The sequence below is a fragment of the Pseudoalteromonas sp. SCQQ13 genome, assembly GCF_015864415.1.
Taxonomy (GTDB): Bacteria; Pseudomonadota; Gammaproteobacteria; order Enterobacterales; family Alteromonadaceae; genus Pseudoalteromonas; species Pseudoalteromonas nigrifaciens.
Genome location: NZ_JADYXG010000005.1, coordinates 62,818 through 87,090 on the forward strand (window position 1 = coordinate 62,818; position 24,273 = coordinate 87,090).

Sequence of the window (24,273 nt, forward strand, 5' to 3'; positions counted from 1 at the left end):
AATCATATATTAAGTGCAAAGCTCAGTAGCACACGCTTTCCAGACTCGATTTTAGATACGCTGTGTTCGTACTTATCGGGCCTAAATAAATACACCCTATTAAACCAGTTAATAATACATTTAGCGCATTTAAACACCCCACCGCTTTTAGGTTTTACTAATACAAAGTTGAGTTTGTAATAGCGCCCTTGCTGCACCGGATCAATATGGTTCATAACGCTGTGGTTTGTAGGGTAAGTAACTAAATTTATAGAAAATACACGACTACTAAAAATGGCTTTGTTTTTAACGGTTGCAATCATACTGCCTCCTATGAGTTTATATGCCGCATTGTAGCATTTAGTAAATTATGAATGCTTAGACTAAACAATATCAAAATACGATGTCATATAACTAAACAACCTGAAACAAAAAAGCCGAACTTATTTACTAAGCTCGGCTTTTAAAAATGCATTATTTAGCAATTATGCACTTGGGTATTCGCGGTAGGCACGTTCGATATTTTTAGCCTGCTTTTTAGAAATACCTAAATGCGCCAATGCTACACGTAAACGAGCACGCGATAGGTCAGAGCCTAATATTTCCATAGCATCAAGCACAGAGGTAGATGACGTTTTACCCGTAATTGCCACAAAAATCGGCTCTAAAAAGTCTTTAATTTTAAGCTCGTGGAACGTTGCTACTTCTTTTGCAATGGCAAAAATAGCTGATTTATCAAAGCTACGTAGGCCTTCTAGCTGCCATACAAAAAATTGTAGTGCTTGGCGAATTACGTCTTCATCGGCTTTGCCCGCTGTTAATAGCGCAGGATCATAAGTAGGTATACCGCCTACAAAGTGCCCTGCTAAGTCAACTAAGTCCGACAATGTGTTAATACGTGCTTTGGCTTCTGGTAATACTTTAGCTAGCATTTCGCCATTAAACTTCCAATCAACAAAGCGCTGAATTAACTGCTCGTCAGTTAGGTTTTCGCGGATCCACATGCCGTTTAACCAGCTAAGTTTATCTACGTCGAATACTGGGCCACCTAGTGACACGCGCTTCATATCGAAGTTTTCAATCATTTCGTTAAGAGTGAATTTTTCACGCTCATCTGGCATTGACCAACCCATGCGGCCTAAATAGTTAAGCACGGCTTCTGGCAGGTAACCCATTTCTTTATAGTAGTTAATAGAGGTTGGGTTTTTACGCTTAGACAGTTTTGACTTATCTGGGTTACGCAGTAGCGGTAAATGCCCAAGTACTGGCGCTTCCCAACCAAAATCTTCGTAAAGTTTTAATAGTTTAGGCGCTGAGTTAATCCACTCTTCGCCACGGAAAATATGGCTAATTTGCATATGGTGATCGTCAACTACGTTCGCTAAAAAGTAAGTTGGGAAGCCATCAGCTTTTAATAGCACTTGCATATCGACGTTTTCCCACGGGATCTCAATTTCGTCGCGTAGGTAGTCGTTAAATTTAAAAGTGCCTTCGCTAGGGATTTTCATACGTATAACGTAAGGTTTACCCGCTGCTAGGTTTGCTTTAATTTCGTCGTCTGTGTGGTTTAAGCCACGGCCGTCGTATTTAGGGCGTAGACCTTCTGCCATTTGCTCTTCGCGCATTTTATCCAGCTCTTCGCTTGTTGCAAAACAGTAAAATGCTTTGCCGTCGTCAACGAGTTGGTGTGCGTATTTTTTGTATAAATCGCTACGCTCAGACTGGCGGTACGGGCCAAACTCACCGCCCACATCTGGGCCATGATCCCACTCGAGTCCTAACCAACGCAAACTATCCATAATTGCTTGCTCTGACTCGGCAGTGCTACGTACTTGGTCGGTATCTTCAATGCGAAGTACAAATTCACCACCTTGCTGTTTAGCAAAACAGTAATTAAATAAGGCGATATAAGCGGTGCCAAGATGCGGGTCGCCAGTTGGCGACGGGGCAACACGGGTGCGAATTGTCATGGTAATGTCTCTTTTAATAAGTGAGATGGTAAAGTTATTTATGCTGCTACTTTGTTTATATAAGCAATAATATCGTTTGATTCGTATAGCCAAGTTACTTGGCCATTTTGCTCGATGCGCAGACAAGGCACTTTAACTTTTCCGCCTTGTTCTAGCAGTTCTTGACGATATTGCTCATTACTTTTTGCATCACGCGTTTCTATTTTAAGGCCTTCGCGCTTAATAGCACGGCGCACTTTTACACAAAACGGGCATGCTTTAAATTGATAAAGCTTAAATTGTGCGGTTTGCTGATCAAGCTGCTGTTGCACTTCTGGAGCACGTTTTTTACTACGTGGCGTAAATACAAAATTAAAGAATAAAATTATACTTCCTAATAACCAACGAACTAATTTCATTAACTGCACTCTATTTACAACAAATTTAAGGTGCCAGATTTTAACACAAAAATAGCAGCAAAAAAGCTCAAATATACTCAGCCAGTATATTTGAGCTTTGTAAGCTCAACCTCGGGTCAGGTTAATTATTTAGCTACTAAAATGGGAGCTTATTTATTCAGCTATACTGCTTTTTATTACAGTAAAATTAAGTCATCGCGATGCAGTACTTCTGCCCCGCCATCGTAATCAAGTAATTCACCTATTTGCTTAGAGTGCGCGCCTTTAATTTTATTAACTTCGCTGCTGCTAAAGCGGGTTAACCCACGAGCAATAAGTTGTTTGTCGCTATTTATTACACTTATTAGATCGCCGCGCTCAAATGCCCCCAACGCATTGGTCACGCCTTTAGCAAGTAAGCTTGCACCTTTAGTTTGCAGCGCGGTTATTGCACCGGCATCAATAACAATTTGCCCGCTACTTTTAGGTCCAGCGAGTAACCACTTTTTACGCCCTTCTTTTGGCGCAGTGAGCTTTAAAAAACGTGTGCCGGGCAGTTGCTCGCTCATACATTTTAAAATGACATTTTTACCCGCACCTTTGGCAATTATAACCTCAACCCCAGCACGCCTTGCAATGTCGGCTGCTTGTAGTTTGGTTGCCATACCGCCGGTGCCCAAGTTTGTGCCACTACCACCAGCAAGCTGGCGCAATTCGTCGTTAATATCACTCACTTCACCAATTAATGTGGCATCGGCATTAGTGCGCGGATCGCTGGTAAATAATCCTTCTTGATCGGTAAGCAATAACAGCTTATTGGCATTAGCTAAAATAGCCACCAACGCTGATAAATTATCGTTATCGCCTACTTTTATTTCACTAGTAGCAACCGCATCATTTTCGTTAATGATGGGCACTACGTCGTAGTTTAATAATGCATTTAGTGTATCGCGGGCATTTAAATAGCGCTCTCGGTCGTTAACATCGGCGCGGGTTAACAGCATTTGCCCTACGTTTACACCATACAAAGCAAACAAGCTTTGCCAAATATGAATGAGCTGGCCTTGACCAACTGCTGCTAGCATTTGCTTATCTATTACGCTGCGGCCACAGGGCTTTAGTAATTGTTCTCGTCCGGCCGCCACGGCTCCGCTCGAAACTAAAATAACGTGATGCCCTTGCTTTTTAAGCTCACAACATTGGCGCACTAGTTCAACCATATGCGCTTTATCTAGCTTATCGGTGCCGCCAGTCAGTACGCTTGTACCTAGCTTTACAACGATTACCTGATCCCTTTGCATTTATTTTTACTACTGAATAATTAAAGATGAATTTATTTATACCAGCTGGGTATTTTTCAACAAGTAAAATATATTCATGCTAGGATCTGATTTTATTCAATTGTGTAAATTACCTGCTATGCCTGCCAGTTTATGTTTAATTATTGCCACCTTTTTATGGGGTAGTTCCTTTATTGCACTTAAGTATGCCATTGCTATTTACGACCCCGCTTTGGTGATATTTTTACGCATGCTAACCACATTATTTTTATCGCTGTGCTTATGGCGCTATGTAATACGCTTTGAATACAGAGTTGGTGACTGGAAGTATTTAATTGCTATGTCGCTGGCTGAGCCTTGCTTGTACTTTTTATTTGAAGGCCATGCAATGGAATATACCTCGGCATCGCAGGCGGGGGTAATTGTGTCGTGCTTGCCTATTATTATTGCTGTACTGGCTTTTTTTATGCTTAAAGAATACATCAGTAAATCTATTATTATTGGCTTTACTTTTTGTATTGGTGGCAGCATTTTGCTCACTGTGCTTTCACCAAACTCCGATCAAGCGCCTAACCCATTATTAGGTAATTTTTTAGAACTTATGGCCATGGTATGTGCGGCGTTTTATACCGTTTGCATTAAACACTTAGCGAGTCGTTATTCACCGTTAACGCTTATAGCGCTGCAAGGCATTAGTGGCAGTTTATTTTTTGCACCGTTTTTGCTTTTTATCGACCTACCAAGCGAAAATCAACACAATATAACCGCTTTATTAAGTATTTTATATTTAGGCTCGTTTGTTACTTTAGGCGGTTATGGTATGTATAACTACGCTATTAGTAAGGTATCGGTATTAACCGCAGCGGCTTATTCAAATTTAATTCCTATATTTACGCTGATTCTTTCGGCCATCATTTTAAATGAAGTGCTTAACTTGTGGCAGTGGCTGAGTATATTTGTGGTATTTGTTGGCGTAATGATCAGCCAACGTCATCAAGAATTAGTGGTTGATATCCCCAGCGCCGAGTCGGGCGAGGATATTTCCACCGATCTTACTACCTCCGATATCATATCGGCCGAAACCAATAGCCTAAATTCGGTTCCCGATGCTAACGCGTCAAAAGGGTAGCACGTTAGTAAATACAATTGTGCAGTGTGTAAAAATGTGTTTTCTGACTCATGAATTACCTCGCTGCCGGTTACTTTATAATGCTGCAAGGTGCCATTTTGTAATTGCAGGGTAAACTGCTCTCCCACTTTAACGTGCTGTAAAAAAGCAAAGTGAGTGTCGTTATGCCCTGCAATGAGTGCCCCAGCTTGTTTACTACCAAGCTCTGCTGCGGGTAAAAAGTGGCTGGGCGCAAAAGCTAAATTACGCCCGCTAGCACCTGCTAATACGGTGAGTTTTTCATTATGCGCCGGCCAATTTAATTGTGCGGTTACATAACTATCGGCGTAAAACCATGGCTTAACTTTTGCTTCAGGCGTTTTAAGAGCCTGCTGCCAGGCCTGTTCAATTAGTAATTGCGCCAGCCATGCTTTGCCTTGCATGTAAGCGCCATGACCAAATAACCCCAAACCAAGTATTAATAGCCCCGCGCTTAGCCACTTTTTCATTTAAAACGCCTTACTAGCACAAACCCACTTAACAATAAAATTCCTAATATTATATGTACTTTGCTTTGCCCATCGGTTTGTGGCAAACGCATTGCCATACCCTGAGGAACTGCGTTAGTAGCATTAGCTGTTTGTTGTGCTATTGGATTAATTTGTGTTTGCTCTATTGCTATAAAAGCCGTGAATGGGCTGAGTAATTGATGAGTAAGCGCCAATTGTTGCACTTCGTCTTTAACTGCATTTTGTGAGTTATAGAGCAGCAACGACTTAATTTTTTGACGAGCCCACAGCTTAGCAATTCCTTTAGCATTTGAGCCTGCTTGTGTGTTTAGGTTAATACTAATAGGCCCTTGTGCAGTTTGCCCGTTTAATATTACATTACTGGCATTATTGAGCTTTATAGCCACCATTATTGGCTCATTAAAATAGAGATCTGGCAGTGGCGAAGGCCAAAAGTCTAGGCTATTACCGTTTTCATCGCTTAGCGCTAAATTAGTAATTGCAGGATGTGCGAGCTTATCAAATAACTGCTGCATTTTAGGTTGCACCTCGCTAGTGCTGCCTATAAAAGTAAACGAGCCCTTGCCTACATCTGCCGCACGGCGCATAAAAAAGCTATTGGGGGCGCTGCCAATACCAACTGTAAATAAGCGGCTATCGCCTAATTTAGCTTGAATACTTTTAAACAGTGCATCTTCGTTGCTTACGCTACCATCGGTTAAAAATATTACTTGGCGTACAAAACCATCAAACTGCGAACCATCTAAAACGGCATCAAGTGCGCCTTGTATTTCTGTACCGCCGTCGGCTTGTAACCCATATATAAAGCGCTCTGCGCGGCGTAAATTAAAGCCACTTGCAACTAAAGGTTTATCGCTCATTAGGGTTACTACATTATCAAACCCTATAATGTTAAAACTGTCGTTACTGTCTAGCAGCGATAGCGCATAAAACAATGCGTTTTTAGCTTGCTCCATAGACTGCCCATGCATAGAGCCCGAAGTATCGACTACAAATACTGTTTCGCGGGCTAATCGCTGCGTTGCTATAAAGTTATCTGCAGGCGGCATTAGCATAGCGAGCCCGTAGCGCTCGCCATTTTCAAACTGCTCGGTAAAAAATGCAGCTTGGGCTTGCTCTTTTTGCAGAGGTTTAAACTCCAGTACAAAGTCGCGGTTTAGCGCATTTTGCTCATTTAACTCTATTGAGTATTGTCCAAATGCAGTGTTTTGAATATTTACATTATGAAATTTAGAATTTATATCTACCAGCTCTAAACCTACGTCTATATCTAAGTTTAAATTAAACTGACTACTTGGCTTATCGTCATTTTTTTGCGTGCTATAAACTGGGCTTAGCCAACCATGTGGTAGCGAGTTAGTTGGTTTTTGGCTTTCTTTATTTATGTCAATTTCACCTTGGGTTACATGATAACGCGGTGTGATTGTGCCCGGAAAGCGCACTGTAAAGGTGCCGCTGCTGTAATCAATTATTTCTTGATATTCCAGCTCAATAATAACCTGCTCCCCAGGGGCTATATTAGCTACGTTTGTAATAAACATATTAGCGCGTTGCTGGCGTACTAGTGCTGCTTGCTTGCCGGCCTGTTTGGCTTCTGCGTATTTTTTTTCGGCCGCCACTTTTTTATCAATTTGGCCCTTAATTACTCGCTCGCCAATACGCATGGTCATAGCATGTACTGCGCTTTCATCGGGCAGCGGAAACACATAACGCGCATTAACAGCAAACGGGTTTTGGTTTTGATAAGTTTGTTTAACTACAACATGATTTATAAGTCCGGTTAATGTCATATTTGCATCACTTTTTAATATTATTGCAGGGCCTGCTTGTGCGCCGCTGCTATCAAAAAGTTCTAACTTGGGAGAGTGTGCGTGGCTTTTAAAGCTCGTTAACATCACCAGTATACCCAGTGTAAAAAGGCTTACCCATTTAAGGGTAAGCACTTTGCTTGGTTTACTCAAAAAAAACATAAAATCACTCCATCGAAGGCTTTAATTTAATTACTTGCTGTTTGGCTATTTACAGGATTTATTAAACGAGTAGTAAGGGTTACCCGCCGATCAAACGTGTTGTCTTCTACTGTGTTAGTTTTAGCAAGTGTTTGCTGCTCACCAAATGCTTGCGTGCTTAAGCGCGTGTGGCTTACGCCCTGTTTTATTAAATAGCTTTGCACCGCATTTACACGTGCTTTTGAAAGTAAAAGGTTGGCTTGTTCATCACCGCGTTGATCGGCAAACCCACTTAAATCGAGCGCTAACTGTGGCTGGTTTTTTAAAAGCGTAACGAGTTGGTCTAACTGCAATGCAAAATGTGGCGCAATAACACGTGAGCCGGTTTTAAACTGTACTGTCATGGCAAGTAAATTATTAATTTGCGATTGTGTTAACTGCTCATTTTGATTAGCAAGCACTTCGATTTGTTGCTCTAACTGGCTGTTATGGCTAAGCAGGTGTTGGTAGTCGTTGGTTTTTTCTGTCATTACAATTATTGCACGCTGTTGCTGGGCAATTTTGTTATCAGCAACTTTTGCATCGCCTATTAAACCACCAGCAAATGCTCCCACAAAAGCACCAATAGGGCCGCCTACTACACCACCTATAATAGCGCCCGATCCTAAGCCTATTGCGGTTTTGGTGTGCGCTTCTTTTGTAGCCGTATTATTAGAGGTTGATGCTAATGCGGGACCGCAAAAAACGGCCGCTAGGGTTAGCGCTATTAATGTCTTCTTCATGATTGATCCTTAAACTTACTTTTTAATTTATGATGTTTTGTTTTGATGGGTGTATTAAAACAAGCTCAAGTGGCAACAAAGGGGAGCAAAAATGGCAAACCACTGAGCAATTGTGGCAAAAAAAAGGCAATTGCCTTTTTAAGCGTACTTAGCTTAAAAACTTCGTTATAGTGCGTTGGTAATAAAGAGGATAAACCCAGAAATGAAAAAAATAGCCATTATTGAAGATGAACCCGCCATTCGCGAAAACTACACTGAAATGCTCAGCGCACAAGGTTATCAGGTAACTGGGTATGCAAATCGTAGTAGCGCAGAAGCGGCGTTTAAAAATGCCCTGCCCGATTTAGCCATTGTTGATATTGGCTTAGGTAATGAAATAGATGGTGGTTTTTTGCTGTGCCAAACATTGCGCTCACTGTCTAAAACGCTGCCTATTATTTTTTTAACCGCTCGCGATAGCGAAATAGACACTGTATGCGGCCTACGTATGGGCGCCGACGACTACCTCACAAAAGATATTAGTTTGGCTCATTTAGCGGCGCGTATTGGTGCGCTATTTCGTCGTATGGAAGCACTTAAACAACCTGCCGACGAAAATGCACTTATAACTCGTGGGCCGCTAACGCTCGACACACAGCGCATGCAGGTGTTTTGGCAACAACTATTAGTTGATTTAACAGTAACCGAATTTTGGATGTTGCACTCCCTCGCACAGCGCCCCGGACATGTTAAAAGCCGTAATGAATTAATGAGTGATGCTAAAATTTATGTAGACGACAGCACCATAACTTCACACGTAAAACGTATTCGTAAAAAATTTATAGCACTCGATAGTAACTTTGACTGCATAGATACAGTGTATGGCATGGGCTACAGGTGGGAGCAAATTTAATGTTGCGATTTGGCCTACGTAGTAAGTTTATTTTACTTTCTTGCTTTTTATTTTTATTGCCCTGGTTGGGCTACGAATATGTGTGGGAAATGGAAAAGTTTTTACGCCAAGGCCAAGAAAAAACCTTAGTAGGCACTACCCGTGCCCTCGCCACTGCCCTGCATGAACGCCCTGCATTATTTGATCAGCAAACTAGTTTTTTAGATCAAGTTGTAAAGGGCCGCGATCTATACGCGTACAACCTTAAAAATCCTATTCAACTCGATGGTAAGCTCACAGATTGGGAGAGCTATCAGGCATTATTTTGGCAATACGACAAACGCTACTTACAAAAAACCGACAACAAGCATCAAGCCAGCGATCTGTCGTTTGAGCACATGGTAGGAAAGTTTGATAATTACCTTTATGCACTGTTTAAAGTAACTGATAACCAACTCGTTTATCGGCCAAAAAACAGTTTAAGTATTACTAATAACGACCATTTAAAAATTGGCTTAAAAACACCTGATGGGCAGTTTAACCGCTATATTATTGCGCCACGGCAAGATGGCTGGGTAAACGCTTTTAATGCAGATAGCAAAGTACCCTTTACAAAAATTCAGGGCTATTTTAGCAGTACGACGGCTGGCTACAATATTGAGCTACGCTTTCCTATTAGTATGCTTGGCAATAAGCTTGGCTTTGCCATTGTTGATGTAGATAACAAAGAGCCCTTGTTAGAACCTAAAATAATGTCGACCTCAAATTTAAATAACCCCAGCGATTTAGGTTCAGTACTTGTGCCCTCTCCCGAAATTAATCGTATTTTAAAAGGCATGGGCCACAGTGGCAGCCGTATTTGGGTGGTCGATAAGCATCATAGAGTATTAGCACAATCGGGCTCGATTCATCATGCCGATGGCGTATGGGCTGACGGCCTTGCCAATCAAGCTCCTGAAACTTGGTGGCAACAGTTTGAGCAAAACTACTTGCATCCCCTTTATTATAAAATTTTAACACGCCCCGAAAACGAATTTTTAGATACTCTGCACGACGTAGCAGCTATGCAAGGCAGTCATTTAGCCAAAGCACTAAAAGGCCAGCCTGCATCATCGTGGCGATTAACCCCCGACAGTAAAGCCGTTATTTTATCGGCTGCTTACCCTATTTGGATCCAAGATAAAGTAATTGGCGCGGTAATAGCCGAGGAAACTACCAATGGCGTACGTACACTGCGTAATAAATCGCTCGAAAAATTATTTAACGTTATTTTAGCCGTGATGCTTATTGGCACAGTAACGTTATTCTTTTTTGCCTCTCGAATATCGAGCCGTATTAGGCGTTTGCGCGATACTGCAGAGCAAGCTATAGATGCACAAGGGCGAGTTACTGGCAGTATTAATTACAGCGATGCTAATGACGAAATTGGCGATCTATCACGCAGTTTTGCTAATATAGTCAGCCGCCTTGGTGGCTATACCAACTATTTAGAAAATATGTCGTCGCGGTTATCGCACGAGCTGCGTACACCTGTTGCGGTAGTGCGCTCATCGCTCGAAAACCTACAAATGCAACCACAAAGCGAGCTGAGTCAAAAGTACTTAGATCGCGCCAGTGAAGGCGTTGAACGCTTAGGTAAAATTATTACCACCATGAGCGAAGCCACTCGCTTAGAGCAAAGTATTCAAAGCAATGAGCCTGAGCCATTCGACTTACAAAAAGTAATAAGTGGCTGCATGCAGGGCTACCAGCTGACTTACCCTAAGCAGCTGTTTACACTTGATATATGCCAAGCTGCGCTTCCTATGCAAGGCGCACCAGAGTTTATAGCGCAACTGCTCGATAAGTTAATTAATAATGCAATTGAATTTAGCCACGCAGAAAAGCCAATTAGTGTTAGCTTAAAGCAAAACGACAGTGCAGCAATTTTAACCGTAGGGAATTATGGTCCATTATTACCTGCAGGTTTAACTGAGCATATTTTTGATTCTATGGTGTCGGTGCGTAGCCAGCAAATGCAGCAACAGCCACATTTAGGATTAGGACTCTATATTGTAAGGTTGGTGTGCGACTACCATAATGCCAGTGTAACCGCTAAAAACAATCAGCAGGGCGATGGCGTAGTGTTTACTGTAAGCCTGCCATTAGTTAAGTAAAAGTGGGTTGTAATTTACTTAACTAATACTCGCCACTGGGTTGGCTTTTTTTGGGTTACAATTTAGTAAGAGTTAAAATGTAACTGTTCACTTTTAATTCAGTGGCAAAACCCTAACCTAGCGCTAATCACCCTAAGCTAAGGTTTAATCATGCACCCATTATTAGAGCAAGAAGAGTTAGATTTTATATTTGAATTATATAGGCCAACAACAAGCACTAAACCTGTAAGCGAGCAGAGCCAAAACCGCAACTATAAAAAAGTAACGCAGCGCCAGTGCAATAAAGATAACAGCACATCAAGTTACTTAATTTAATTACTTTTAATGCCCTACTCACTGTGCCTGTTTTTCTCGTGTTAAAAACGCTTTTACACAGTTTATTTCCGCTTGTTTAACTTCCTCGCCTATTTCTGGGCCTTTTTTGCCGCTGTTAAGTGCAGCTTGTACCACTTGTTTTTTATCTAGCTTTAATAGTTCTGCATGAATAGCACGCAGCTTAGCTGCTTGCGGGTAAGGTTTATCTACGAGTGTTTCGCCGCGCCCTTGTGCATCGCATTGGCATGCTTGAGTAAAAGCAATAAAACGTTGTGGATGAACCAAGGCGTTTAAATTAGTCACAATTAACTTATGAACCGTTTCGGGCCTTAATTGCTCTAATGTATGACAAAGAGTGTGATTATCGCTAGTAAGTACGCCAATATCGCGAAAGCAATTAGGTATTTTTAAACGTTCACAAAACTGTTCAACTACAGCAACCCCATCTCGTTCATGGCCACGTAAATTACCGCGTTTTTTAAAACTGATCGCTTTACCAAAGTCGTGAGTTAATGCAGCAAAACGCGTTGCTAAATCAAAATTCAAATCGGCTGCACGCCTAAGTACTAACATGGTATGCACAAACACATCACCCTCGGGGTGATGTTGTTTAGGTTGCGGCACATTAACCATTTTCTCAAGCTCGGGAAAAATCCCTAAGCCTTGCAACGCTTGAAAATAAAGTTCGGGATGCTTTTCACCCAGGGCTTTTTCGGTCTCTAACCATACTCGCTCTGGCACTAAATGATTAAGCTCGCCTTGCTGCTTAAGCTGTTGCATTAGTGCATAAGTGCTCGGATGTATACGCCACTCGCTGCCAAAACGGGCTAAAAAGCGAGCTATACGCAACACCCGCACTGGGTCTTCTACAAATGCATCTGTTGTATGGCGCAGTATTTTATCTTTAAGGTCTTGTTGGCCGTTAAATGGGTCAATTATATTATCGTTAGCATCGAGCGCCATAGAGTTTATAGTTAAATCACGTCTGGCTAAGTCTTCCTCTAGAGTCACATCTGGGCTGGCATCAACCACAAAACCGGTATAGCCTTTACCACTTTTACGCTCAGTGCGCCCAAGTGCATATTCTTCTTTGGTTTTTGGGTGTAAGTAAACCGGAAAGTCGCTACCTATCGGCACAAAGCCTAGCGCTTCCATTGCCTGTGGCGTTTCGCCAATAACAACATAATCGTTGTCATTTGATGCTCTTTTTAGCAGTAAATCACGCACTGCACCACCAACTAGGTAAACCTGCTCCAATGCTTTATCCACGTAACCTCCAAAAACAAATACCAAAACCGCAATTAATGGTACTAATTATACCCAAAACCATATTAAAAGTCTGAGTAGTTTGACCTACCGCTAACTTGCTCATTACAATAGCGCTTTATTTTTAGCTAAAGTCATAACAACAATGAAAAAGCACTCTGCAAAAAAAGAACTCATGCTACTGCCTATATTACTGGTGGTTATTTTAATGTGTGTGGTGGGGCACTTTTTTATGCAAGCGGATTATCAAGACAGTAACATGATTGAATACATGTTAGCAGCGCTGCCATTTGCAATGTTTGGCTTAGTGGTTGTAGCCTTTAAAATGGCGGCTAAAAGCGAAAAAGAAGAACAAAACGAGCAGGATTCTTAATCCTGCGTTATGTGTTTAAAGTACATGATAACCAAACCAATCAGGTTTAATTTTTTGTGCTTGCCCACTTGGGGTCAGTTTTATACTAAGCTGGCTGTCGAGTAAATCTATTGCAAAGCAATCGTCTACGTCGTGTAAATCATCTTTATGAATATGGCTAAAGCCAGCGAGTAAATCGTTTTTAGCGCGCTGTTTGGCCTCTTGACTACTGCTTGCTACATACAGTGCAAAGTCGTGTTGCTCAGCCATTAAATCGCTTCTGTAGGCGCCTAAGTTTACAAAGTAAAGCTGTTTAGTTTGCTCAACGGGCGTGTCGCTTACTGTAACTTTATAACCATCTATGTGGTTAATTGCCATATAGCTATCCATATGCACGCTGTTTTTGTCGCCCACCCATTGGCTTTTTAATTTAGTATAGGTTTGCTCAATGTTTTGCCCAACTACAAAACGAATGTCGTGCATTTCTATATGACAGCCCTGAATTCGCCCACCTAAATACACCATAAATAACTGCATGTTTAGTTCCTATAAATTGGTTATTTAAGCTAAATTATCAACATCTATATTGTGCTTTTTAATCAGTTTATAAAAATCTGAACGGTTACGTTTAGCTAGTTTTGCGCCTTCGGCGACATTTCCACCAGCCATTTTAAGGGTGTTTATTACGTAGTCGCGTTCAAATTCTTTTTTAGCGTCGTTTAGCGACAATGGCTCTACATTTTTTTCGTTGCTATTTAATGCACTTAGCACTAAATGCTCTGAAATAACTTCGCTTGGGGTAAGTGCTACAACTTGCTCTACCACGTTTTGAAGTTGGCGAATATTACCTGGCCAGTCGTAACGCACGAGTGCGTGCATGGCGTCGTTGGCAAAGTGTTTTTCGCTTTGCTTCATTCGCTTTGCAATACTGGCGCTAAAGTATTGTGCAAGTAGACTTATATCTTCGCGACGCTCGCACAAAGGAGGGAGTTTTAAATTAACCACGTTTAAGCGGTAGTATAAATCCTCCCTAAACTGCTGATTTATAATCGCTTCGGGGAGGTTTTTATGAGTTGCCGATACAATGCGAACATCTATGGCTATTTCTTCTTGAAAACCGACTGGACGTATGGTTTTTTCTTGCAATACGCGCAGTAACTTAACTTGTAAATTAAGCGGCATATCACCTATTTCATCTAAAAATAAGGTGCCTCCCTCAGCTTGTTGAAACAGTCCTTGGTGATCTTTTATTGCCCCAGTAAACGAGCCTTTTTTATGACCAAATAATTCTGACTCTAGCAGTTCACCCGGTACTGCGCCGCAGTTTATCGCTACAAATGGGCCTTTACTTACATGGCTATGCTGATGAATAGCTTGAGCTAATAACTCTTTACCCGTACCACTGGCTCCCGATATTAATACGTTAACTTGCGTTGGCCCTAGCAGTTTAACTTGCTCTAGCAAATGTAGCATAGCGCCGCTACGAGTAACTATATTGCTAGTGGGTATTATTTCATCGGCATTTACGCCGTGTATTTCTATCGCTTTTGCTAAGCTGTCGAATAACTCGTCTTTATCTATTGGTTTGGTAATAAATGCAAAAATGCCTTGTTTGGTAGCCTCTACCGCATCAGGAATAGAGCCATGCGCTGTCATCATAATAACGGGCAATGCCGGATAGCGGCTTTGCAATTGGCGGTGCAGTGCCATGCCATCCATTTCGTCCATGCGCAGGTCGGTTACTACGGCATCGAACACTTGGCTTTTTAATATTTGTAACGCAATTAGGCCGCTCTCGCAGGTGGTAACCTCGTAGCCTTTTGATTCGATACGAATAGCGAGCAATTTTAATAAGCTGGCATCGTCATCCACTAATAATACTTTTGCACCTTGCGGTTTTATTGCTGGCATAACTACTGCTCCTTAGTTTCTTCGCGTAATAACAGTTGCTGCTCTATGGTTGCTAATGACGAGAGCGTTTGTTGCATTTTATTATTAAGTGCTTGCTGCTCTTTTTTAGCATTTATTTGTAGTGTTACTTGTTGTTTTTGTAGCCATAAATACTGTTTTATATCGTCTGGCCAATAGTAAGCTTGGTCAAGTTTAAGTAACTTACTCATTACCGTATTAGGATCGCTACTAGTGTTTAAACACATAAATTGAAAAAAGTTTTTTAGTTCTTTTTCGCCAACAAAATCTTTGTTATCTGGGGTTAACTTAAAACCACCACATTTATTAGCATGCCAGGCTATTACTTGCTCCGCAGGGGGATACATAGGATCGCTTTTAGGCCGAGGCTTTGGGCTTGGCTGGCTGTTTTTATCGCTCGTTACTTTAGTTTGAGTTTGCGCCACTGGGCTATCAACCACTTGCTGTTGGGGGTTATTAGTTTTGCACCCCGATAAAATGATGGCACTGCCACACACACATAAAATAGCCATTAAACGCGAGGTCATGCTAGTTAACTCCTTGATTTGTTATTATGGGAAGCGTAATTAAAAATCGACAACCTTGGGGTTCATTTTGCTCTATTAATAATTGTCCGTTTAATTGCTCTACTGACTCTTTAACAATAGTTAAGCCTAAGCCACTGCCTTGTAGCGTAACATTTTTGCTATGCTTACCTTGATAAAATGCGCTAAAAACATGTGCTTTTTCGTGCTCTTTAATTCCGCATCCCTCGTCGCTTATCGCCATTTTTAGCTTACTGTGCTCAAAGGTTAACGCTATAGATACTGCCTGCCCGTGTTGTGAAAACTTTAAGCCATTAGAAATTAATTGCACTAAAATCATTTCAATTAACTCCCCAGGTAACGCAAGCGCCTTATTAGGTAAGTTGTTATGCCAAATAAGGGTTTGCTCTCGGGCTGTTAGGCGGTGCTCAAAATGACTATTAATTTTATTAATTAAATGATTAAACTCAACCTCACTTACGCTGTCTTTACTAGTACGAATCGCGTTATAACTAAGTAGGCTGTCAATCATAGTACGAAGGCGCACCATAGACTGGCTAATAAGCTCAAGTACTGCGCGTTGCTCTTTAGTTATAGGGCCAACTATTTCATCGCTGAGCAAGTCGGTGCCCTCGACCATTGAGGCTAGAGGTGTTTTAAGTTCGTGGGTAACGTGGCGTAAAAAGGTGTCTTTTTGCTGCTCAAGTATATGTAACTGAGCTTGCACCCATTGTAATTTATTACCTAATTCAACTAGCTCTGCTGAGCCTTGCACGGCTATTTTTTGTTGCCAGTCACCTTGCCCTAATTTACCAATAATTTTAGTCAGGCTTTTTAAGCGGCCACTTATACGCCACAAAAAACCGCCTCCTACTAAGAGTGTTAGCGGAATTAGCGCCACCAGCCAGTTAATAAATGAAGTTTGTAACTGCGCTATTTCTTTTTGATTATTAGTAATTTGGGTTTCGCTTTTATCGCGTAACCATAAGGTAAGTTCGGCGAGTAAATCGCTAATAGGTAAAAATAAGGCTACCTGCTGTTGTTTTTGTTCAACAAGTTGAGTGTGTGCTAGTTGCAGAGTATTCGTTAAACGCTGCCATTGTGCGGTGTGACTTTTACTGGGCGCTACACGTGTAAGATCTTCAATACTTTGTAGCGATGCTTGCCACTTATCAACTATGAGCGTATCGAGTGACTCACTTTTTAGTACCCAATTTTGCCGAGTAGCGCGCTCTAAACTATTGAGTTCTTGTTTTAAAATATTAAACGATTTAGTTACTTGGTAGTTATTACTAACAATTTGCTGAGTTACAGCTAACTGCTTATTAAGCGCATTTAAAAATACAATAACCACTAACGATAAGGGTAATAACGACAGCAACATGCTCATTACAAACTGGCTAATTAAATTAGGGCGCCAATTAAGTATTGCTTTGTATTTTTCAGCCATCGCTGCTGGCATTGCATCCATCCTTTAGTAACTTTAAACAGCCTATTATTAAGCGTTTAAGTTATACACTAGCTGAATCAATTTATATATCTGTTATTCGTACTGTAAAGCTGCCTGTTGCCAAACAGCAACAACTCAACTCTTTGATTTGTATTGCTTCTTTATTTATAAGCCAAATTTCGTTGCAAAAAACACACAGATACCTGTAAAACTTGCTTAACCTATAACACCAAAAACCATAAGCAACTGAATTTAAAGGATAAAAATAATTGGCATCGTTTTTGTAATAGTTAATCTAAGTTTATCTTATAAGGAAATGACCATGAGTAATCGCTTTTTAATTATTATGCCAATCGTTGCGCTAGGCTTTTTGAGCGCTAACGCGCTGGCAATGGATGTACAAGCTACTTTTAATGAACTTGATAAAGACAGTAACGGTACTCTCAGCGAAGCTGAAGCTGGTGAGGACGCCGTACTTCATGAAAACTTTTCACAAATAGATACTGATCAAAATGGTCAGCTGTCGCTAGATGAGTTTAAACAGTTTATTAAGTAACTAACCTAGTAACAAAAGGAGTTTTTTATGAAACAGCTTATAGCCGCATTTTCGTTACTGTTTTTAGTTATTAGTGCTACTGCCCTGGCTTCATCGTTTAATGCTCGTTTTGCTTTTTTAGATAAAAATATGGATGGAAAAATATCTATTACCGAAGCCAAAAAAGATAAAGAAGTAATGAAACAGTTTTCTGATTTAGATGAAAATAACGATGAAATGATCTCTAAAAAAGAGTTTGAGGCGTTTAAGCCTTAAGTTTAAATTCAAGTTTGGTCTTGTAAAATTAATTAAAAGTATTTGCTATAACCCCTGAGGGAGTGTGTAAATGGATTTAATGTTGGGCGTTAAATTATGGCAAGTACTTTATTTTATTACGAATGACATTAAAATGAGCTTTGCGAAGGAGCACCATGAAGATACGCGCTTGTTTAGTTAGTTGCTTATTATTACTAAGCTTTAATTCATTAGCACTTGATGTAAAGCAACGTTTTGATCACCTTGATACAGATCAAAGCGGCTATTTAATTCACCATGAGCTTGAGGCTCAACCGCACTTACTAAACAACTTTAGCAAATGGGATAAAAACCAAGATAATAAAATTTCATTGGTTGAATTTAAAAATTATCTTACGAATAACCTCTACTGAGTAATTTATGAAAAATATAAGCTATATAGCGCTCGTTGCGCTTAGTATTTGTAGCACACCAAGCTTTGCCAGCAGCAATAACATTGCCAAGCAATTTGAAAAATTTGATCGTAACCAAAACGGCTTATTAAGCCGAGCAGAAACAGCCAGTGACCCTGCCCTATGGTCTCGTTTTGCAAGTTACGATAAAGACAAAGACGGCCACCTTTCTTTAAGCGAATTTACACTTTATGCAAGTCAGTAATTAATTTACCAATAAATTAACTGGCTTACTCTGCACAAATAACAATCCAACCACCTCAAGTGGTTGGTATTATAAAAGTGAGTTTGTTATGTTAAAGCCATTAACAATAAAAATAAGCTCACTATGCCACTCAAAAAAATAATCAAACCTTTGCTACTCGCTTGCCTTTGCGCAGGCTCAAGCCTTGCGGTTGCGCAAACTAAAGTTATTTACAACGCCAACGGCTACACACCTTTGTACAAAGGTGAAGTGCAGCAGTTTTCTACTTTAGTTATAAAAAACGGTAAAGTAGTTAAACTTGGCGGCGATACGCTAAAAAATAGCTTTCCTGATGCCAAGCTTATTGACGCTCATGGCAATACGCTACTACCGGGTTTAATTGACGCACACGGTCACATTATTGGTTTAGGTAATAACCTGTCACAATTAGATTTACGCGGTGCGCTTTCTATTGATGAAGTTACTAATAAACTCAAGGTATTTGCAAATAACAAACAAGGTTGGATTATTGGCCGTGGCTGGAATCAAGAGCTGTGGCAAAAAAAGCAGTTTCCTACCGCTGCCGATTTAGACAAAATAGTGAGCGATCGCCCTATTGTACTATCGAGAATTGATGGCCACGCTATTTGGGTAAATAGCAAAGCCCTAGAGCTTGCGGGCATTACTGCAAACACCCAATCGCCAGAAGGCGGCGAAATTATTAAAGACGAATTTGGCAATCCTACTGGTATATTTGTAGATAAAGCAGAATCGTTAATTAAACAATTTATGCCAAAACCATCAAAACAAACTCTTAGTGACTCTTTAGATGCTGCCGGTAATCATTTATTAAGTTTAGGGATTACCTCAACCCATGATGCGGGTATAGATAAAACCACTTGGGAATTATACAAAGAACGCGGTGAACTAGGCAATTTACCACTGCGTATTGTGGCAATGCTCAGTGGCGCGAGTCCTGATTTAAAAACTATGTTAAAAGCAGGTCGATACCAAGATGCCAACGACTTTATGTCTATTCGCAGCGTTAAGGTTTATGCTGATGGCGCATTAGGTTCGCGTGGCGCGGCGCTAATTGAGGATTATGCCGACAGAAAAAACCACCATGGCTTAATGCTCGAAACCCAGCAAAAACTAGAAGAGCTATTTACGCTTAGTTTTAAAAGCGGTTTTAGTGCCAACACCCATGCAATTGGCGACAAAGCTAACCACGTTGTATTAGATGCTTATAAAAATGTATTTAAAGCAACCGGCGGAATTTTACTACGTAACCGTATGGAGCATGCACAAATAGTAACGCTTGATGATATTAAGCGCTTTAAAACATTAAAAATTATTCCTTCAATGCAACCAGTGCATGCCACCTCTGATATGCACATGGCAGAACAACGCTTAAGCGAAAAGCAATTAGCGGGTGCTTATGCATGGCAAACCTTTTTAAAACAAGGGTCAGTGATTGCAGCAGGATCTGACTACCCAATAGAATTGGCAAATCCTTTTGATGGCTTGTATGCAACAATTACTCGTATGGATCACAACCAACAACCAACCCAGGGCTGGCGCGCTAGCGAAGTATTAAGCCGTGAAGACGCACTGCGTGCTTTTACCCTAGGCGGCGCTTATGCAGCGCATCAAGAGTTTAAAGTGGGTAGTTTAGAGCAAGGAAAGTGGGCCGACTTTATTTTAATAGATAAAGATTATTTTAAAGCCCCGGTTGATGAACTATATAAAATAAACGTATTACAAACATGGATTGCAGGCAAACTTCGTTACGAAAAAGAGGCTGTGACTGCGCAATAAACTGAATACAAACTGAAAATAATAAATTAATGATAAAATTTAATTAAAGTAATCAAAAAGTGTGTCGATAAAATGGGGTATTTAAAAATCCCCTTATGTTTCAGGAAGAAAACATGTTATCTAAAAAAATATCTCTTACTTTATCGGCACTTTTTACCCTTTCACTTTCAGCTTGTTCTAGTCACCCTGTTTACAATGGTCACGCTCCTCATAATGACTATTCTCATAACAAAAGGCACGTTCAAAATGACTCGCCTCGCGTGAGTAACTGGCAGTTTCCAGAAAAAAATTACCGCCCAATAAATAGCAGTAAATTACTTAGTAATTACACCGAACAATTAGCCATGAAGCTAATTGAAAATATGAATTACATAAATAGTAATACCCCTATTGCCATTACTTCTTTTGTAAATTTAGATGATAACCTACAAACAACTAATATTTTTGGTAACCATTTAGCTGAGAGCTTTATTACTGAACTACAAGAGTTTGGATTATCTGTTGTAGATTACAAACACACAGGTACTGTACATGTAACCCCAAATGGCGACTTTTCATTTAGTCGTAATGGTCGAGAAATTAAAGGCTACCCGCATATTGAATACACTTTAACTGGCACACTTACTTACACCAATCGCGGTGTTATTGTAAACGCACGTATTATTGGCGCTAAGTCAAAGGTAGTGGTGTCTTCGGCTAAAGGATTTGTGCCTAGCTTTGTGGTTGAGTCGTTATATCCCACTCGCCGCGTTGACGGCATAGCGCTTGACGTAATCTTATAAAAACTAAAAAGGATTAGCTTAGACTAATCCTTTTTAGGCTCTGGCTGTTTATTACGGTATAATTTAATAATATGATACGCGTTTACAAACGCGAGTAAGCCGTTAGTAAAGGCAACGGGTACTGCACCAATAGCTAAGCCATAAATAGTAAAGGCGATACACCCAAATAAATTATACCAACGCAGCTTTACCACGTCGGTCATTGTTAACGATGCAACCAGTAAAGCAGATGCTATATAACCTAAATATTCCCAACTCAATTGTTCTCTCCTAGGCTTTAGGTTAGCATTGCATATTAAACTTTAGTACATTGAATCTGTACAGCAACGTAACAGCTAAATAAAAGTTAACCTATAAATGGCTTAAAACTCTGTTGGTTATCAGCAGCTATACTGCTCAAATAATTAGTCCAACAGTGCCAGCCCATTATATTAGCAGCACCTGATATGTTAATTAATTTAACATAATTTCTTAGAGCTTTGATGCTATCGCCATTAAGGTGCAATAAATAGGACAATTGTCCGAAGAGTATGATTGATGTTTCAATACCATTTTTCCAGTTATCTTGTTGAACAACTACTTACCTTTGCCGGTAGTAGTTATCAGCAATCAAAAAAAGAAATATTAATACAACAAGACCAGCCTTTAACTAAGTTGGTACTTGTGCGCAGCGGAACTGTGTCGTTTAGTTACGATGTAGGTAACGGACGACGCCTGCTGCTTGGTCAACTCGATTGCAATAACACCCTCATTGGTGAAATAGAAGCGCTCAATAATAACCCCTGTATTTATACAGTAACCTGTTTTAGCGATGTAACTTATAATTTAATTGAGTTAAAGCATTGGCGTGCGTTATTACTTGAAAAACCTGAGCTGAGTTTATACACAGCACAAACTATAGCGGCTAAATTTCAAGAAAATCAAAAAATAAACCTAGATAAATTATTACTGCCACTGAGCTATAACATAGCTAAAGACTGCCTACTAAGAGCCGAGAACAACAACCCTACACTGCTGCGTGCGTACCCTACGGTAAATGCCGAAGCAGAACGTTTTGCAACCACTGAGCGCGCTTACAGGCGCGTTGTAACAGAGCTCGTAGAAAAAAGCTTAGTACAAAGAAGTACCCAAGGTTTATTAGCAGTAGATATACCGCGCCTAAGCCAATATGTAGATAGCTTTGCGCAATTGTAATTTATTACATCAGGTTACATAGGTTGAAGCGTTAAGTTTTATCCATAAAAAAAGGCCTTAATGGCCTTTTTTTATTTATGCAGGTTGATTATTTTTCTAGCAAAATGTCATGTATTTTTGCTAGGTCTGATTTGCCAGCAATAATTTCATCCGGTGTTAAACCCGATAACTCATGCGGAAACACTAGCCATTCTTCAGACTCATGAATATAGTAATCTGGCTTCATGTCTACTTTAGAGTTTTTAGGCTTGTAGTAAGGGCATGCAATGCGAATATCGCGCGGTAAGTTTAAACGCATTAGCTCTGAAAGCTTTTCTTTTAATGCAAAAATACTGCGGCCAGAGTCAAACACATCATCAACAATAAGTAATGAGTCACCTGCATTAGCATTTTCTACAATGTAGTGTAAACCATGTACTTTTATCTCTTTAGATTGCTTTCCAATGCCATAATAAGACGATGTACGTACCGCAATGTGATCGGTTTCAATGCCTTTGTAATCGTAAAATTCTTGCACTGCAATACCTATGGGTGCACCACCTCGCCAAATACCAATAATGAAATCTGGACGAAAGCCATCATTATACACTTGCGCTGCTACGCGAAATGAATCTTCAAGTAATTGTTGAGCCGTGATATAGCACTTATCTGACATAGTTAGGATCCCAGTGGTGAGTACAACATTTGAGCGCAGCTTAGATTAAAGCTGTAAATGAAACGTTCAAACATCTAAGGCGAGGGATTTTACCGTAATTTAAATCAAAATGCTTGTTTGCAGCACAAAAAAATAGGCACCAAACGGTGCCTATTATAATTTTTTAATAAACTAACTCTGCAAATATTACGCTTTTTCTAACAAGGTGCGAGCAACAGTACGCATGCCTTGTGTGGTAGCGCCTGCAGCCCATTGGTTAGTGCTGCTCATATTAAATGCAGCTGCCAGATCAATATGCACCCAGCCTTTGCCATCATTTGCTACAAAGCGCGATAAGAAACCAGCCGCATTTGATGCACCACCATAACCACCGCCTTTTTGCGCACGGCTGTTAGCTGTATCGGCATAAGCCGATGGGCAGTTTTGCTGATGCCACTTTTCAAGTGGTAATGGCCACGCTGCTTCCATTTCTTGAGAAGCAAAGTCTTCAACTTCACGTACTAGCTCTTTATCAAGTGCAAACAAAGCATTGTACTCTTGGCCAACAGCAACTAGCGCAGCGCCGGTTAGTGTTGCAGCATCAATAATTAATGGCGCACCACTCTCACCTGCAGCCATTAAGCCATCAGCTAATACTAAACGCCCTTCAGCATCAGTATTTACAATTTCAACTGTAGTGCCATTTTTATACGTTAAAATGTCACCTAATTTATAAGCATGGCCAGAAATTAAGTTTTCTGCACAGCATAAAAACAGCTTAATACGTTTTTCAATACCGCGATTAATAGCCAGCGCCAAACCAGCCGTTACTGTAGCAGCACCGCCCATATCGCACTTCATGCCTAGCATACCTTCGCTTGACTTAATTGAGTAACCGCCTGAGTCAAACGTAATCCCTTTACCTACAAGCGCAGCGCTTACTGGCGCATTTGCGTCGCCTGTTGGGTTGTAATCAAGCTCAAGTAAAACTGGCGGGCGAACACTACCACGGCCAACAGCATGAATACCGATCCACTGTTGCTCTAATAATGCATCGCCTTTAATAATTTGGTAGCTCACATGCTCAGGCGCTAACGATTGAATAAATTCAGCGGCTTTTTCAGCAAGGCTTTCTGGGTAAATATCATCGGCAGTACCGTTAACCATTTCGCGAGCCCAAATAGCTGAGGTTTTTAAGTTACCTAGCTCTTTAATATCTGACTGTGCGTTGTCAACAAAGGTAACGCCATTTAACGATTTAGGCGTTACAAACCCTTGATAAAACGCCCACTGGCTTTCGGTACACCAAGTATCGCCAGTTAGTTCAACAGCTTTTACGCCTTGAGTAGCAATAGTACGCGCTGCTTTTTGAACATTTTTTAATGTTTCTTGCTCAGATAAATGAACGGTTGCCCCGTGTTCATTAAAAGATAACGACGCGTTTTCGCCCCAATGGCTTGGTGCTGACTGCTCGCTTAGTTGAACAACAAATTTTTCACTCATGTTAGAATATCCTTGCACTTAAATGTGCCACCGAGTTTACTATAGAGCGCTTGAGTTCCCAACAGCTTGAGATAAATA

General features: G+C 40.6%; 26 protein-coding genes and 1 pseudogene. 12 read left to right on the top strand and 15 right to left on the bottom strand.

Translation table 11 applies throughout. The features are described 5' to 3' along the window. Positions 1 to 2: 2 nt before the first annotated feature. The 4 genes from I6F41_RS05670 to proB all read right to left on the bottom strand — a co-directional run bounded on the left by I6F41_RS05670 (position 3) and on the right by proB (position 3,627). Entirely contained in the window at positions 3 to 302 is a 300-nt protein-coding gene (locus I6F41_RS05670; protein WP_182683805.1) for a 2OG-Fe(II) oxygenase, read from the bottom strand. A gap of 162 nt (positions 303 to 464) precedes the next feature. Next, positions 465 to 1,949: a glutamate--tRNA ligase gene (gltX, locus tag I6F41_RS05675; protein WP_089367808.1), complete on the bottom strand. Its 1,485-nt coding sequence runs from the start codon at positions 1,947 to 1,949 to the stop codon at positions 465 to 467. A 38-nt stretch (positions 1,950 to 1,987) separates the two neighbouring features. After that, positions 1,988 to 2,347 carry a glutaredoxin family protein gene (locus tag I6F41_RS05680; RefSeq protein WP_011327332.1) on the bottom strand — a complete coding sequence of 120 codons (360 nt, stop codon included), beginning with the start codon at positions 2,345 to 2,347 and terminating at the stop codon, positions 1,988 to 1,990. A 176-nt stretch (positions 2,348 to 2,523) separates the two neighbouring features. Next, positions 2,524 to 3,627, bottom strand: coding sequence for a glutamate 5-kinase (gene proB / locus I6F41_RS05685; protein ID WP_011327331.1), 1,104 nt, complete (start codon positions 3,625 to 3,627; stop codon positions 2,524 to 2,526). 118 nt (positions 3,628 to 3,745) lie between these two features. Here proB and I6F41_RS05690 point away from each other — a divergent pair, with 118 nt between their 5' ends. Beyond that, positions 3,746 to 4,735 carry a DMT family transporter gene (locus I6F41_RS05690; RefSeq protein WP_041454657.1) on the top strand — a complete coding sequence of 330 codons (990 nt, stop codon included), beginning with the start codon at positions 3,746 to 3,748 and terminating at the stop codon, positions 4,733 to 4,735. Here the strand turns inward: I6F41_RS05690 and I6F41_RS18005 are convergent. The 3 genes and pseudogenes from I6F41_RS18005 to pdsO form a co-directional block, all read right to left on the bottom strand. Further along, positions 4,735 to 5,223 (bottom strand): annotated as a pseudogene (locus tag I6F41_RS18005) (class GN sortase); the annotation flags it as partial. The gene I6F41_RS05690 and the pseudogene I6F41_RS18005 sit on opposite strands and share 1 nt — an antisense overlap. Next, positions 5,220 to 7,214, bottom strand: a complete 1,995-nt coding sequence (locus I6F41_RS05695) for a marine proteobacterial sortase target protein (RefSeq protein ID WP_089367806.1) — start codon at positions 7,212 to 7,214, stop codon at positions 5,220 to 5,222. The pseudogene I6F41_RS18005 and the gene I6F41_RS05695, both read right to left, overlap by 4 nt. Before the next feature lie 26 nt (positions 7,215 to 7,240). Further along, a complete protein-coding gene (gene pdsO, locus I6F41_RS05700) occupies positions 7,241 to 7,975 on the bottom strand; it encodes a sortase-associated OmpA-like protein PdsO (RefSeq protein WP_197107915.1) in 735 nt (244 codons plus the stop codon). 202 nt (positions 7,976 to 8,177) lie between these two features. Here pdsO and pdsR point away from each other — a divergent pair, with 202 nt between their 5' ends. The 3 genes from pdsR (at position 8,178) to I6F41_RS05715 (ending at position 11,317) form a co-directional block, all read left to right on the top strand. Beyond that, complete coding sequence (gene pdsR, locus I6F41_RS05705) at positions 8,178 to 8,867, top strand: proteobacterial dedicated sortase system response regulator (protein WP_011327326.1); 690 nt, start codon at positions 8,178 to 8,180, stop codon at positions 8,865 to 8,867. Continuing rightward, positions 8,867 to 11,002, top strand: a complete 2,136-nt coding sequence (gene pdsS, locus I6F41_RS05710) for a proteobacterial dedicated sortase system histidine kinase (protein ID WP_197107916.1) — start codon at positions 8,867 to 8,869, stop codon at positions 11,000 to 11,002. Before pdsR ends, pdsS begins: the two co-directional genes overlap by 1 nt. 150 nt (positions 11,003 to 11,152) lie before the next feature. After that, entirely contained in the window at positions 11,153 to 11,317 is a 165-nt protein-coding gene (locus tag I6F41_RS05715; protein WP_011327324.1) for a hypothetical protein, read from the top strand. An 18-nt stretch (positions 11,318 to 11,335) separates the two neighbouring features. On the opposite strand, the gene I6F41_RS05720 is transcribed toward I6F41_RS05715, so the two are convergent. Beyond that, the gene (locus I6F41_RS05720) at positions 11,336 to 12,586 is read right to left on the bottom strand and encodes a multifunctional CCA addition/repair protein (protein WP_197107917.1); all 1,251 of its coding nucleotides are present in this window, start codon (positions 12,584 to 12,586) and stop codon (positions 11,336 to 11,338) included. Positions 12,587 to 12,728: 142 nt separating this feature from the next. Between I6F41_RS05720 and I6F41_RS05725 the strand changes: the two genes are divergently transcribed. After that, complete coding sequence (locus tag I6F41_RS05725; protein ID WP_011327322.1) at positions 12,729 to 12,956, top strand: hypothetical protein; 228 nt, start codon at positions 12,729 to 12,731, stop codon at positions 12,954 to 12,956. A gap of 15 nt (positions 12,957 to 12,971) precedes the next feature. On the opposite strand, the gene I6F41_RS05730 is transcribed toward I6F41_RS05725, so the two are convergent. From I6F41_RS05730 to I6F41_RS05745, 4 genes are read right to left on the bottom strand one after another with little or no spacing between them, the layout of a single operon-like run. Beyond that, positions 12,972 to 13,472: a DUF1543 domain-containing protein gene (locus I6F41_RS05730; RefSeq protein ID WP_011327321.1), complete on the bottom strand. Its 501-nt coding sequence runs from the start codon at positions 13,470 to 13,472 to the stop codon at positions 12,972 to 12,974. Positions 13,473 to 13,496: 24 nt separating this feature from the next. Continuing rightward, positions 13,497 to 14,846 (bottom strand): sigma 54-interacting transcriptional regulator, encoded by a 1,350-nt coding sequence (locus I6F41_RS05735; RefSeq protein WP_011327320.1) that lies wholly within the window; start codon positions 14,844 to 14,846, stop codon positions 13,497 to 13,499. A gap of 2 nt (positions 14,847 to 14,848) precedes the next feature. After that, positions 14,849 to 15,391, bottom strand: a complete 543-nt coding sequence (locus tag I6F41_RS05740) for a hypothetical protein (protein ID WP_011327319.1) — start codon at positions 15,389 to 15,391, stop codon at positions 14,849 to 14,851. Between the two features lies 1 nt (position 15,392). Continuing rightward, positions 15,393 to 16,850: a sensor histidine kinase gene (locus I6F41_RS05745; RefSeq protein WP_011327318.1), complete on the bottom strand. Its 1,458-nt coding sequence runs from the start codon at positions 16,848 to 16,850 to the stop codon at positions 15,393 to 15,395. A 310-nt stretch (positions 16,851 to 17,160) separates the two neighbouring features. On the opposite strand from I6F41_RS05745, the gene I6F41_RS05750 reads away from it, so the two are divergent. From I6F41_RS05750 to I6F41_RS05775, 6 genes are all read left to right on the top strand, one after another. After that, positions 17,161 to 17,394, top strand: coding sequence for an EF-hand domain-containing protein (locus I6F41_RS05750; protein ID WP_011327316.1), 234 nt, complete (start codon positions 17,161 to 17,163; stop codon positions 17,392 to 17,394). Positions 17,395 to 17,421: 27 nt separating this feature from the next. Then, complete coding sequence (locus I6F41_RS05755; protein ID WP_011327315.1) at positions 17,422 to 17,649, top strand: hypothetical protein; 228 nt, start codon at positions 17,422 to 17,424, stop codon at positions 17,647 to 17,649. Positions 17,650 to 17,804: 155 nt separating this feature from the next. Next, positions 17,805 to 18,041, top strand: a complete 237-nt coding sequence (locus tag I6F41_RS05760) for a hypothetical protein (protein WP_011327314.1) — start codon at positions 17,805 to 17,807, stop codon at positions 18,039 to 18,041. A gap of 7 nt (positions 18,042 to 18,048) precedes the next feature. After that, positions 18,049 to 18,285, top strand: coding sequence for an EF-hand domain-containing protein (locus I6F41_RS05765; RefSeq protein WP_011327313.1), 237 nt, complete (start codon positions 18,049 to 18,051; stop codon positions 18,283 to 18,285). Positions 18,286 to 18,408: 123 nt separating this feature from the next. Further along, positions 18,409 to 20,082 carry an amidohydrolase gene (locus I6F41_RS05770; protein ID WP_197107918.1) on the top strand — a complete coding sequence of 558 codons (1,674 nt, stop codon included), beginning with the start codon at positions 18,409 to 18,411 and terminating at the stop codon, positions 20,080 to 20,082. A 113-nt stretch (positions 20,083 to 20,195) separates the two neighbouring features. Beyond that, entirely contained in the window at positions 20,196 to 20,864 is a 669-nt protein-coding gene (locus tag I6F41_RS05775; RefSeq protein WP_182683810.1) for a FlgO family outer membrane protein, read from the top strand. A gap of 23 nt (positions 20,865 to 20,887) precedes the next feature. Here I6F41_RS05775 and I6F41_RS05780 read toward each other — a convergent pair whose 3' ends face one another. Next, entirely contained in the window at positions 20,888 to 21,124 is a 237-nt protein-coding gene (locus I6F41_RS05780) for a YgjV family protein (protein ID WP_011327310.1), read from the bottom strand. Between the two features lie 277 nt (positions 21,125 to 21,401). Between I6F41_RS05780 and I6F41_RS05785 the strand changes: the two genes are divergently transcribed. Then, positions 21,402 to 22,058, top strand: coding sequence for a Crp/Fnr family transcriptional regulator (locus I6F41_RS05785; protein ID WP_011327309.1), 657 nt, complete (start codon positions 21,402 to 21,404; stop codon positions 22,056 to 22,058). 88 nt (positions 22,059 to 22,146) lie between these two features. On the opposite strand, the gene I6F41_RS05790 is transcribed toward I6F41_RS05785, so the two are convergent. Continuing rightward, entirely contained in the window at positions 22,147 to 22,713 is a 567-nt protein-coding gene (locus tag I6F41_RS05790; protein WP_011327308.1) for a phosphoribosyltransferase, read from the bottom strand. A 186-nt stretch (positions 22,714 to 22,899) separates the two neighbouring features. After that, entirely contained in the window at positions 22,900 to 24,195 is a 1,296-nt protein-coding gene (pepB, locus tag I6F41_RS05795) for an aminopeptidase PepB (RefSeq protein ID WP_011327307.1), read from the bottom strand. Positions 24,196 to 24,273 lie beyond the last annotated feature (78 nt).

Bases quoted from the DNA above. Each gene is read 5' to 3' on its own strand.
- I6F41_RS05670 (WP_182683805.1), bottom strand. From the start codon at position 302: ATGATTGCAACCGTTAAAAACAAAGCCATTTTTAGTAGTCGTGTATTT.
- gltX (WP_089367808.1), bottom strand. From the start codon at position 1,949: ATGACAATTCGCACCCGTGTTGCCCCGTCGCCAACTGGCGACCCGCAT.
- I6F41_RS05680 (WP_011327332.1), bottom strand. From the start codon at position 2,347: ATGAAATTAGTTCGTTGGTTATTAGGAAGTATAATTTTATTCTTTAAT.
- proB (WP_011327331.1), bottom strand. From the start codon at position 3,627: ATGCAAAGGGATCAGGTAATCGTTGTAAAGCTAGGTACAAGCGTACTG.
- I6F41_RS05690 (WP_041454657.1), top strand. From the start codon at position 3,746: ATGCCTGCCAGTTTATGTTTAATTATTGCCACCTTTTTATGGGGTAGT.
- I6F41_RS05695 (WP_089367806.1), bottom strand. From the start codon at position 7,214: ATGTTTTTTTTGAGTAAACCAAGCAAAGTGCTTACCCTTAAATGGGTA.
- pdsO (WP_197107915.1), bottom strand. From the start codon at position 7,975: ATGAAGAAGACATTAATAGCGCTAACCCTAGCGGCCGTTTTTTGCGGT.
- pdsR (WP_011327326.1), top strand. From the start codon at position 8,178: ATGAAAAAAATAGCCATTATTGAAGATGAACCCGCCATTCGCGAAAAC.
- pdsS (WP_197107916.1), top strand. From the start codon at position 8,867: ATGTTGCGATTTGGCCTACGTAGTAAGTTTATTTTACTTTCTTGCTTT.
- I6F41_RS05715 (WP_011327324.1), top strand. From the start codon at position 11,153: ATGCACCCATTATTAGAGCAAGAAGAGTTAGATTTTATATTTGAATTA.
- I6F41_RS05725 (WP_011327322.1), top strand. From the start codon at position 12,729: ATGAAAAAGCACTCTGCAAAAAAAGAACTCATGCTACTGCCTATATTA.
- I6F41_RS05730 (WP_011327321.1), bottom strand. From the start codon at position 13,472: ATGCAGTTATTTATGGTGTATTTAGGTGGGCGAATTCAGGGCTGTCAT.
- I6F41_RS05735 (WP_011327320.1), bottom strand. From the start codon at position 14,846: ATGCCAGCAATAAAACCGCAAGGTGCAAAAGTATTATTAGTGGATGAC.
- I6F41_RS05740 (WP_011327319.1), bottom strand. From the start codon at position 15,391: ATGACCTCGCGTTTAATGGCTATTTTATGTGTGTGTGGCAGTGCCATC.
- I6F41_RS05745 (WP_011327318.1), bottom strand. From the start codon at position 16,850: ATGCCAGCAGCGATGGCTGAAAAATACAAAGCAATACTTAATTGGCGC.
- I6F41_RS05750 (WP_011327316.1), top strand. From the start codon at position 17,161: ATGAGTAATCGCTTTTTAATTATTATGCCAATCGTTGCGCTAGGCTTT.
- I6F41_RS05755 (WP_011327315.1), top strand. From the start codon at position 17,422: ATGAAACAGCTTATAGCCGCATTTTCGTTACTGTTTTTAGTTATTAGT.
- I6F41_RS05760 (WP_011327314.1), top strand. From the start codon at position 17,805: ATGAAGATACGCGCTTGTTTAGTTAGTTGCTTATTATTACTAAGCTTT.
- I6F41_RS05765 (WP_011327313.1), top strand. From the start codon at position 18,049: ATGAAAAATATAAGCTATATAGCGCTCGTTGCGCTTAGTATTTGTAGC.
- I6F41_RS05770 (WP_197107918.1), top strand. From the start codon at position 18,409: ATGCCACTCAAAAAAATAATCAAACCTTTGCTACTCGCTTGCCTTTGC.
- I6F41_RS05775 (WP_182683810.1), top strand. From the start codon at position 20,196: ATGTTATCTAAAAAAATATCTCTTACTTTATCGGCACTTTTTACCCTT.
- I6F41_RS05785 (WP_011327309.1), top strand. From the start codon at position 21,402: ATGTTTCAATACCATTTTTCCAGTTATCTTGTTGAACAACTACTTACC.
- I6F41_RS05790 (WP_011327308.1), bottom strand. From the start codon at position 22,713: ATGTCAGATAAGTGCTATATCACGGCTCAACAATTACTTGAAGATTCA.
- pepB (WP_011327307.1), bottom strand. From the start codon at position 24,195: ATGAGTGAAAAATTTGTTGTTCAACTAAGCGAGCAGTCAGCACCAAGC.